A 9,327-nucleotide genomic window follows, 5' to 3' on the forward strand; every position below is an offset into this window, starting at 1 on the left:
GGGGGCGGGGGGGGAGCCCCCGGTTTCGGCACGGGGGGGGGTGGGGGAGGAGCCCCGCGCAGCGGCAGCCGCGGGCCCGGCGGAGCCCAGCGCCCGCTCCAGGCGGCCGGCCTCCGCCCGCCAGCGGGACGCGTACGCGTCACCCCCGCGACGGGCCCGCCGCCAGGCGGCGGCCAGGTCGTCCCCGTATTCGCGCGGCGGCTCCTCGCTCAGCAGCGCCACCACCTCCGCCGCCCGCCGCGCGCCCAGCGCCCCCGCACCGTCCAGCAGCGCCCGCGCCAGCCGGGGGTGCAGCCCCAGCCGGGCCATCCGCAGCCCCCGCGCGGTCGGCCGGCCGGCCGCGTCCACCGCGCCCACGGCCGACAGCACCTCCCGCGCCGCGGCCATCGCCCCGGCCGGCGGCGGATCCAGCAGCGCCAGCCCCGACGCGTCGGGATCGCCCCAGCAGGCGGCCTGGAGCGCGAACTGCGCCAGGTCCGCGATCCGGATCTCGGGGGAGGGGAAGGCCGGCAGCCGCCCGTCCTCCGCCTCCGCCCAGCACCGGTACACCGCGCCCGGCGCCTCCCGCCCGGCCCGCCCCGCCCGCTGGCGGCCCGCCGCGCGCGACGCCCGTACGGTCGCCAGCGCGCCCAGCCCCCGCGCGTGGTCCACGCGCGGCTCACGGGCCAGCCCCGAGTCCACGACCACCCGTACGCCCGGCACCGTCAGGCTCGACTCCGCGACCGCCGTCGCGAGGATCACCCGCCGGTGCTCCGAGGCGGCCAGCGCCGCGTCCTGCACCGCGGCCGGAGCGCGGCCGTGGACCTGGAGCACCTCCGCGTCCACCCCGGCCAGCAGCCCGGCCACCCGGGCGATCTCGCCCACGCCGGGCAGGAAGCACAGCACGTCGCCGGAACGTTCCGCCAGGGCCCGCCGGACCACCGCCGCCACGTGCGCCAGCTGCGCCGGATCCACCCGCATCCCGTGCGGCGGCCGCACCGGCCGGGCCGGCGGCGCCCACACCGTCTCCACCGGGTACGCGACCCCGGCCGCCTCCACCACCGGCGCGTCCCCCAGCAGCCGCGACCAGCCCGCCGCGTCCGTGGTCGCCGAGGCCGCGACCAGCCGCAGCTCCGGCCGCAGGGCCTCGCGCACGTCCAGCAGGAAGGCGGCGACGGTGTCGGCGTCCAGGTGCCGCTCGTGGCACTCGTCCAGGACCACCACGTCCACTCCGGCCAGCTCCTGGTCGCGCTGGAGCCGCTGGAGCAGCACCCCGGTGGTCACCACCTCCACGACGGTGTCCCGGCCCATGACGCGCTCCCCGCGCACCGTGAACCCCACCGAGCCCCCGACGGCCTCGCCCAGCAGCCAGGCCATCCGCCGGGCCGCCGCGCGGGCGGCGATCCGCCGGGGCTCGGCGACCACCACCCGCCGCCGCGGGCCCCCGCCGGCCAGCCCGGCCAGCACCAGCGGGACCAGCGTGGTCTTGCCGGTGCCCGGCGGGGCGCACAGCACGGCTGTGCCGTGGCCGTCCAGCGCCGCCAGCAGGGCGGGCACGGCCTCGCGTACGGGGAGGGAGTCGAGGGCGGACCGGCGGCTCAAGGGCTCAGTCCCTCTCGCACACGAAGATCGCCGTGCCCGGGATCAGGTTGCCGCGCAGCGGGGACCAGCCGCCCCACTCCTGGGCGTTCCACCGCGGCCACTCCGGTTCCACCAGGTCCAGCAGCCGGAAGCCGCCCGCGACCACGTCCCGGACCCGGTCGCCGAGGGTGCGGTGGTGCTCCACGTACACGGCGCGGCCCTCCTCGTCCTGCTCCACGTACGGGGTCCGGTCGAAGTAGGAGGCGGACACGGACAGCCCCTCGGGGCCGGGCTCGTCGGGGAAGGCCCAGCGGACGGGGTGGGTGACGGAGAAGACCCAGCGGCCGCCGGGGCGCAGCACGCGGTGCACCTCGCGCATGACGTTGACCGGGTCGGAGACGAAGGGGACCGCCCCGTACGCGGAGCAGGCGAGGTCGAAGGAGCCGTCGCGGAAGGGCAGCCGGCCGGCGTCGGCCTCGACCAGGGGCACCTCACCGCCGATCCGCAGGGCGTGCTGGAGCTGGCGGTGCGAGAGGTCCAGGGCCACCGGGCGGGCCCCCCGGGCGGCGAGCCAGCGCGAGCACTGGGCGGCGCCGGCGCCGATCTCCAGGACGTCCTTGCCCTTGAGGGAGGAGGCGGGGCCCAGCAGCGCGGCCTCCTCCTCGTCGAGGCCCTCGGGCCCCCAGACGAAGCGGTCGTCGCCGAGGAAGGCGCCGTGCTCGCTCTGGTACTCGTCGGCGTTGCGGTCCCACCAGCCGCGGCTGGCGCGGCTGCTCTCGGCCTCCCCGGCCTCGCGCCGGGTGGCCTCGGCGTCGTCCTCGCGGGCGTCCTCGCCGGGCGCGTCTTCGGGGGCGTAGTCCTCTTGGTTCATGGGGCCCGTCGTCGTAGTCTGCGGATGGCCGGTACGGCACCCGGACGGCTGAAAATTCGTGCGGATCGCTCATCAGGGCGTTCCCGCCCATGAATTGTGCCGGTTATGCGGTGATCCGCCCGCGGTGTGCGCCTTCGCGCATTGACCCTGTCCGGCTGCCCCCGTATGCTACAAGTTGCGCTGCGAGCCTGTGCTCCTCAGACCTAGCAGGCTGCGCTTGCATCTGTTGAATGTCCCCTCGGTTTTCGAGGCCCCTACCCCTTCGCGGGGATGGGCTTCCTTGGCTGTCCGGCTTCATCGGCAGATGCCGATAAGGGCTCCCGGCGTAGCAGTACCTACGACTTTCTGTCCGTAACCGGAGCCCTTTCCCACATGACGAGCAGCACCGAGACCACCGCCACCACCACTCCGCAGGTAGCGGTCAACGACATCGGTAACGCGGAAGCCTTCCTGGCCGCGATCGACGAGACGATCAAGTACTTCAACGACGGCGACATCGTCGACGGCGTCATCGTGAAGGTCGACCGGGACGAGGTCCTGCTCGACATCGGTTACAAGACGGAAGGCGTGATCCCGAGCCGCGAGCTCTCGATCAAGCACGACGTCGACCCGAACGAGGTCGTCAAGGTCGGCGACGAGATCGAGGCCCTGGTTCTCCAGAAGGAGGACAAGGAAGGCCGCCTGATCCTGTCCAAGAAGCGCGCTCAGTACGAGCGTGCCTGGGGCACGATCGAGAAGATCAAGGAAGAAGACGGCATCGTCACCGGTACCGTCATCGAGGTCGTCAAGGGTGGTCTCATCCTCGACATCGGCCTCCGCGGCTTCCTCCCGGCCTCTCTCGTCGAGATGCGCCGCGTCCGCGACCTCCAGCCCTACGTGGGCAAGGAGCTCGAGGCGAAGATCATCGAGCTGGACAAGAACCGCAACAACGTGGTCCTGTCCCGCCGCGCCTGGCTCGAGCAGACCCAGTCCGAGGTTCGCCAGACGTTCCTCACCACCCTGCAGAAGGGTCAGGTCCGCTCCGGCGTCGTCTCCTCGATCGTCAACTTCGGTGCGTTCGTGGACCTGGGCGGCGTCGACGGCCTCGTGCACGTCTCCGAGCTGTCCTGGAAGCACATCGACCACCCGTCCGAGGTCGTCGAGGTCGGCCAGGAGGTCACCGTCGAGGTTCTCGACGTGGACATGGACCGCGAGCGCGTCTCCCTGTCGCTGAAGGCGACGCAGGAGGACCCGTGGCAGCAGTTCGCCCGGACCCACCAGATCGGCCAGGTCGTCCCGGGTAAGGTCACCAAGCTGGTTCCGTTCGGTGCGTTCGTCCGCGTGGACGAGGGCATCGAGGGTCTGGTCCACATCTCCGAGCTGGCCGAGCGCCACGTGGAGATCCCGGAGCAGGTCGTCCAGGTCAACGACGAGATCTTCGTCAAGGTCATCGACATCGACCTCGAGCGTCGCCGGATCTCGCTGTCCCTCAAGCAGGCCAACGAGTCCTTCGGTGCCGACCCGGCGTCGGTCGAGTTCGACCCGACCCTGTACGGCATGGCCGCGTCTTACGACGACCAGGGCAACTACATCTACCCCGAGGGCTTCGACCCCGAGACCAACGACTGGCTCGAGGGCTACGAGACCCAGCGCGAGACGTGGGAGCGCCAGTACGCCGAGGCGCAGGTCCGCTTCGAGCAGCACCAGGCGCAGGTCATCAAGAGCCGCGAGGCCGACGAGGCCGCTGCCGCCGCGGGCGAGACCGCCCCGGCCGCCGGTGGCAACGCCGGTGCGGGCATCTCCGGTGGCTCCTACTCCTCCGAGGGTGCGGACGAGACCTCCGGCGCCCTGGCGTCCGACGAGGCCCTGGCCGCGCTCCGCGAGAAGCTGGCCGGCGGCCAGAGCTGATCGCAGCGCAGCGAGTGCTCCACGCTCCGGCGTGAAGTGAGCTGAACGACGAGGCCCGTCCCCTTCGGGGGGCGGGCCTCGTCGCGTTCCCCGGACCCCGCGGCGTTCCCCGGACCTCCCCGGCGAGTGTTGCGTTCCGGTGAATCCGGCCAACTGGGGAATGGCGGGGCCCCCTTGGACGTTGCCAGCAGAGAACACGGCGCGAGGGAGGAGTGGTGACGGTGCTTGATCCACAGGGTCTGTACGAATGGGACGCCAAGGGTCTGGCGGTGGCCGACCTGGCGCTGGCCCAGGACTCGGCCGGACTGGTCATGCTCTACCACTTCGAGGGGTACATCGACGCGGGCGAGACCGGCGAGCAGATCGTCGAGCGGCTCCTCGACACCCTGCCCCACCAGGTCGTGGCCCGCTTCGACGCCGACCGGCTGGTGGACTACCGGGCCCGCCGCCCGCTGCTCACCTTCCAGCGCGACCACTGGACGGAGTTCGAGGAGCCCCGCCTGGAGGTCCTCCTCGTCCAGGACGCCACCGGCGCGCCCTTCCTGCTGCTCTCCGGCCCCGAGCCGGACGTGGAGTGGGAGCGCTTCGCCGTCGCCGTCCGGCAGATCGTCGAGCGGCTCGGCGTGCGGCTCTCGGTCAACTTCCACGGCATCCCCATGGGCGTTCCGCACACCCGGCCCGTCGGCATCACCCCGCACGGCAACCGCACCGACCTCATGCCCGGGCACCGCAGCCCCTTCGACGAGGCGCAGGTCCCCGGCAGCGCGGAGTCGCTGGTCGAGTTCCGCCTCGGCCAGGCCGGGCACGACGTGCTCGGCGTCGCGGCGCACGTCCCGCACTACGTCGCCCGCTCCCCGTACCCGGACGCGGCGCTGACCGCGCTGGAGGCGATCACGGCCGCGACCGGGCTGGTCCTGCCGGCCGTCGCGCACGCCCTGCGCACCGAGGCGCACCGCACCCAGACGGAGATCGACCGCCAGATCCGCGAGGGCGACGAGGAGCTCGTCAGCCTGGTCCAGGGCCTGGAGCACCAGTACGACGCCGCCGCCGGGGCCGAGACCCGCGGCAACATGATCGCCGAACCGGCCGAGATCCCCACGGCCGATGAGATCGGCCGCGAGTTCGAGCGGTTCCTCGCGGAGCGCGAGGGCGAGGGGTAGCCCGTAACCCGTAGCCGGGGGGACGGGGTGGGGCCCGCCGGGACCGCGCGCTAGGGTGCTCGGCATGCTGAAGGTGGGCCTGACAGGCGGAATTGGTGCCGGCAAGAGCGAGGTCTCGCGGCTGCTGGCGGGGTACGGGGCGGTCGTCGTGGACGCCGACCGGATCGCACGGGAGGTCGTGGAGCCCGGCACGCCCGGCCTCGCGGCCGTGGTGGAGGCCTTCGGCCGGTCCGTGCTGACCGGTGAGGGGACGCTGGACCGGCCGAAGCTGGGGGCGGTCGTCTTCGCCGACCCCGAGAAGCTCCGCACCCTCAACGCGATCGTCCACCCGCTGGTCGGCGCCCGCTCCGCCGAGCTGGAGCGGGCGGCGGGCCCTGACGCGATCGTGGTGCACGACGTACCGCTCCTCACGGAGAACGGCCTCGCCCCGCTGTACGACCTGGTCGTCGTCGTGGACGCCGCACCGGAGACCCAGCTGACCCGGCTGACCGCACTGCGCGGGATGACGGAGGAGGAGGCCCGCGCCCGCATGGCCGCACAGGCCACCCGGGAACAGCGGCTGGCGGTGGCCACCCTGGTGATCGACAACGACGGCCCGCTGACCGCGCTGGAACCCCAGGTCCGCGACCTCTGGCAACGCCTGGCGGAGCGCGCGGCGGCCCGCGCGGAGGCGTCGCCCGCGGAGTGACGGGGCGGTCATCGGTGTGGGGTCGGGTTGGCGCGGGCCGTGCCGCCCGCACGGTTGCGCGGGGCGTTCGCGGAGTTGTGGCGGGGTGACGGGGGCGGCCTCTGGTGTCGGGCCGGCCGGGTTTGGCACGGGCCGCGCCGGCCGCGGAGTTGTGGCGGGGTGGCAGAGGCGGCCTCCGGTGCGGGGTCGGGTTGGCGCGGGCCGCGCCGCCCGCAGAGTTACGCGGGGCGTTCGCGGAGTTGCGGTGGAGTGGTGGAGGCGGCCACCGCGCGGTGTGGGCAGGCCGCTGCCGGAGTGACCGGGGCGGCGTTCACCGGGTGCGGTCGTCGGGTGACGGGGAACAACCCTGGCGCGGACGCGCGTTGACGGCGTGCGCAGAGGGAAGGAGACACATCGTGCCCGACAACACCACGCCCACACCGCCGTCCCCGCCGGAGCCCTCCGGCCCCCCGACTCCCGAGACGCACGTCATCGACTACCGGGCAGCCGAGCAGCTCCTCGCGGCCCGGGACCCGCGCGGCGCGGTCCGGCTGCTCGACTCCGTCATAGCCGCCCACCCCGAGAACACCGCGGCCCGGCTGCTGCGCGCCCGGGCCTTCTTCGCGGCGGCGCAGCTGCGGCCCGCGCAGCTGGAGTTCGAGCTGGTCCTGGAGCGCGAGCCCGACAACGCCTTCGCCCACTTCGCGCTGGCCCGCACCCACGAGCGCTCCGGCCGGCACGAGCAGGCCCGCCGGCACTTCCGGCTCGCCGCCGCCCTCGACCCGCAGCCCGAATACCTGGCGGCGGCCCGCTTCGAGGGCTGAGCCCCCGGCGGCGGCTGAGGGCTGGGCCCCACGATGGGGGCCGAGGGTTGAGCCCCCCCCGGCGGCAGCCGAGGGCCGAGCCCCCTGACGGCGGCCGAAGGCTGGGCCCCACGATGGGGGCCGAGGGTTGAGCCCCCGCGGCGGCGGCTGAGGGCTGAGCCCCCGATGGCGGCCGAGGGCTGAGCCCCCGCGGCGACGGCCGAGAGCTGAGCCCCCCGGCGGCAGCTGAGGGCTGGGCCCCCCGACGGCGGCCGAGGGCTGAGCCCCTGGCGGCGGCGGCCGGGGTCGGTGCCCCGGCCGGGTGCCGTCAGCGGTGGCGCGGGGGCTCGTACGGGGGCACGTCCGGGCCCGGCTGGTAGTGCGGGCCCTGATGGATGTGCCGGACCACGACCGCCAGGTCCACCGCGGCCAGCACCGCCAGCGCCGCGCAGGCCGCGGCCCACCCGGGCCGTCCGGCCAGTGAGAACGCGGCCGCCCCGGCGGCGGCCCACACCAGCCCCCACAGACTGAGCCAGAACCGCAGCCGCAGCGGGCTGCGGGCGGTCAGGGGTTCGTTTCCGGTACGCATGGCCATCGCCCCCTGACGGAGACCTCCCTTCCATACTCCCACCGGCCCCCTCGGGGCCCGACCCCCCACGACCCCTCCGGCCCAGCCCCCGATAGCCCCGCCGGCGTTTGAGGCGCGGGGTCCGGGGTGGAGCCCCGGGGAACGGTGGAAGGGTGGGTAGGGGAACGCCCCGCGCAGCGCCCCCGGGAACGCCCCGCGCAGCGCCAGGCACCGGGACCGGCCCGCGCAGCGCCAGCCCCCGGTGCGACCCCGGCCGGACCCTCATAAGCCCAGGTCAGCGACATTGTCAGTGCCCCCGCCTAGACTCGGCGGCATGGGCTCCGCCACGACCGGGCGGAGCCGGAGCCGGAGCTGGAGACCAGGGAGGGGGACCCGTGACCGTGCCGCCGTCGCCATGGCAGCCGCTGCTGCGCAGGGCCGCCGTGTTCCTCCCCGCCCCCGTCCCCCGCGAGGGCCGCGTGGCCTTCTGGTGCCCCGACGGGGAGCCGCTGCCCGAGGGCGCCGGCACCCCGCAGCCGCTGCGGGTGGTGCGCCCCCACGGCTCCGGCCCCGGCGTCCGCACCCGCACCGTGCCCGCCGTGACCCTGCCCGTGGCCGAGGCCCTGCCCCTGCTGGCCCGGGCGGCCCACAGCCCGGCCGCCCACCCCGCCACCCGGGCCTGGGGCACCGCTGCCGTGCAGGCACTGGTCCTCGCCGCCCGGGGCCGGCTGCTGCCCGGGCTCACCCCGGAGGGGACCGACGCCTGGCGGGCCGACCCGCTCGACGCCGACGACGTGGCGTACCTGCGTGCCGTCGCCGCCGCCCTTCCCCACGAGGGGTACGCCACCCCGCTCCCCGGGCGCCGCCCGACGGCCCTGCCGGAGCCGCAGGCCCTGGTCCGCGCCTTCCTCGACGCCGTCGCCGACACCCTGCCCCGCACCCCCGCCGCGCCCTTCGCCGCCGGGCTCCCGTTCGCCGCGGCGGAGCCGCAGCCGGTGCCCGGGATAGCGGAGTGGGCCGCGCAGGTCGCCGCCGGCGCCGACGCCGGGGTGGGGGTCTCCCTGCGGCTCGACCTGTCCGCCTTCCGGCTCTTCGACGAGGCGGAGCCGGAGGAGGTCCGCCGCGCCGGATCCGCCGTGGTCCAGGTGCACAGCCTCGCCGATCCGACCCTGGTGACGGACGCCGCGGCGCTGTGGGCCGGGGCCGCCGCGAGCGGGTTCGGGCCGCGCGCCCGGATCGACGCCGTCCTCGCCCTGCGCCGGGCCGGCCGGGTCTGGCCGCCGCTGCTGCGCCTGCTCGACCAGCCCGTGCCCGACGCCCTCGCCCTGTCCGACCCCGAGCTCGAAGACCTCCTCGGCACCGCCGCGACGCGGCTGGAGCGGGCCGGGGTCCTGGTGCACTGGCCGCGCGAGCTCGCCCGCACCCTGACCGCGACCGCCGTCGTCCGGCAGGCCGCGCCCGGCTCCGCCACCGACGGCACCGCCTTCTTCGACGCCGCCGGGCTGTTCGCGTTCTCCTGGGAGCTCGCGCTGGGCGGGGACCGGCTCACCCCCTCGGAGATGGACGCCCTCGCGCAGGCCCACCGGCCGGTGGTGCGGCTGCGCGACCAGTGGGTGCGGGTCGATCCCGAGCTCGTGTGCAAGGCGCGCAAGCGGGAGCTGGGGCTCCTGGACCCGGTGGACGCGCTGGCCACCGTCCTGACGGGGACGGCCGAGGTCGACGGGGAGCCGGTGGAGGCGGTCCCCGTGGGCGCGCTCGCGGCGCTGCGGGACCGGCTGACGGGTGAGCTCGCCCCGGTCACAGCCCCGGTG

Annotated in this window: 8 protein-coding genes; 5 read left to right on the forward strand and 3 right to left on the reverse strand. The window is 75.3% G+C overall.

The features are described from left to right. Together AB0O29_RS32690 and AB0O29_RS32695 are read right to left on the reverse strand one after the other, a co-directional pair. On the reverse strand, nucleotides 1-1,581 hold a 1,581-nt coding region (locus tag AB0O29_RS32690; protein WP_365159079.1), incomplete at its 3' end, for a DEAD/DEAH box helicase. A 4-nt stretch (nucleotides 1,582-1,585) separates the two neighbouring features. Beyond that, nucleotides 1,586-2,431: a class I SAM-dependent methyltransferase gene (locus AB0O29_RS32695; protein WP_365159082.1), complete on the reverse strand. Its 846-nt coding sequence runs from the start codon at nucleotides 2,429-2,431 to the stop codon at nucleotides 1,586-1,588. A gap of 372 nt (nucleotides 2,432-2,803) precedes the next feature. Here AB0O29_RS32695 and rpsA point away from each other — a divergent pair, with 372 nt between their 5' ends. From rpsA to AB0O29_RS32715, 4 genes are all read left to right on the forward strand, one after another. After that, nucleotides 2,804-4,318 (forward strand): 30S ribosomal protein S1, encoded by a 1,515-nt coding sequence (gene rpsA, locus AB0O29_RS32700; RefSeq protein ID WP_042812805.1) that lies wholly within the window; start codon nucleotides 2,804-2,806, stop codon nucleotides 4,316-4,318. 221 nt (nucleotides 4,319-4,539) lie between these two features. Then, nucleotides 4,540-5,478 carry a PAC2 family protein gene (locus AB0O29_RS32705; RefSeq protein ID WP_365159084.1) on the forward strand — a complete coding sequence of 313 codons (939 nt, stop codon included), beginning with the start codon at nucleotides 4,540-4,542 and terminating at the stop codon, nucleotides 5,476-5,478. A 64-nt stretch (nucleotides 5,479-5,542) separates the two neighbouring features. Next, nucleotides 5,543-6,166: a dephospho-CoA kinase gene (coaE, locus tag AB0O29_RS32710; RefSeq protein WP_365159087.1), complete on the forward strand. Its 624-nt coding sequence runs from the start codon at nucleotides 5,543-5,545 to the stop codon at nucleotides 6,164-6,166. A gap of 395 nt (nucleotides 6,167-6,561) precedes the next feature. After that, nucleotides 6,562-6,969 carry a tetratricopeptide repeat protein gene (locus AB0O29_RS32715; RefSeq protein ID WP_365159091.1) on the forward strand — a complete coding sequence of 136 codons (408 nt, stop codon included), beginning with the start codon at nucleotides 6,562-6,564 and terminating at the stop codon, nucleotides 6,967-6,969. A 307-nt stretch (nucleotides 6,970-7,276) separates the two neighbouring features. On the opposite strand, the gene AB0O29_RS32720 is transcribed toward AB0O29_RS32715, so the two are convergent. Next, the gene (locus tag AB0O29_RS32720; RefSeq protein ID WP_365159094.1) at nucleotides 7,277-7,537 is read right to left on the reverse strand and encodes a DUF6343 family protein; all 261 of its coding nucleotides are present in this window, start codon (nucleotides 7,535-7,537) and stop codon (nucleotides 7,277-7,279) included. 374 nt (nucleotides 7,538-7,911) lie between these two features. Between AB0O29_RS32720 and AB0O29_RS32725 the strand changes: the two genes are divergently transcribed. Beyond that, a partial coding sequence (locus tag AB0O29_RS32725; RefSeq protein WP_365159097.1) for an SNF2 helicase-associated domain-containing protein occupies nucleotides 7,912-9,327 on the forward strand: 1,416 nt, incomplete at its 3' end.

The organism is Streptomyces sp. NPDC089915, from assembly GCF_040684675.1.
Lineage (GTDB): Bacteria > Actinomycetota > Actinomycetes > Streptomycetales > Streptomycetaceae > Streptomyces.

Coding starts and splice junctions, on each gene's coding strand:
- AB0O29_RS32695 (WP_365159082.1), bottom strand. CDS start 2,431: ATGAACCAAGAGGACTACGCCCCCGAAGACGCGCCCGGCGAGGACGCC.
- rpsA (WP_042812805.1), top strand. CDS start 2,804: ATGACGAGCAGCACCGAGACCACCGCCACCACCACTCCGCAGGTAGCG.
- coaE (WP_365159087.1), top strand. CDS start 5,543: ATGCTGAAGGTGGGCCTGACAGGCGGAATTGGTGCCGGCAAGAGCGAG.
- AB0O29_RS32720 (WP_365159094.1), bottom strand. CDS start 7,537: ATGCGTACCGGAAACGAACCCCTGACCGCCCGCAGCCCGCTGCGGCTG.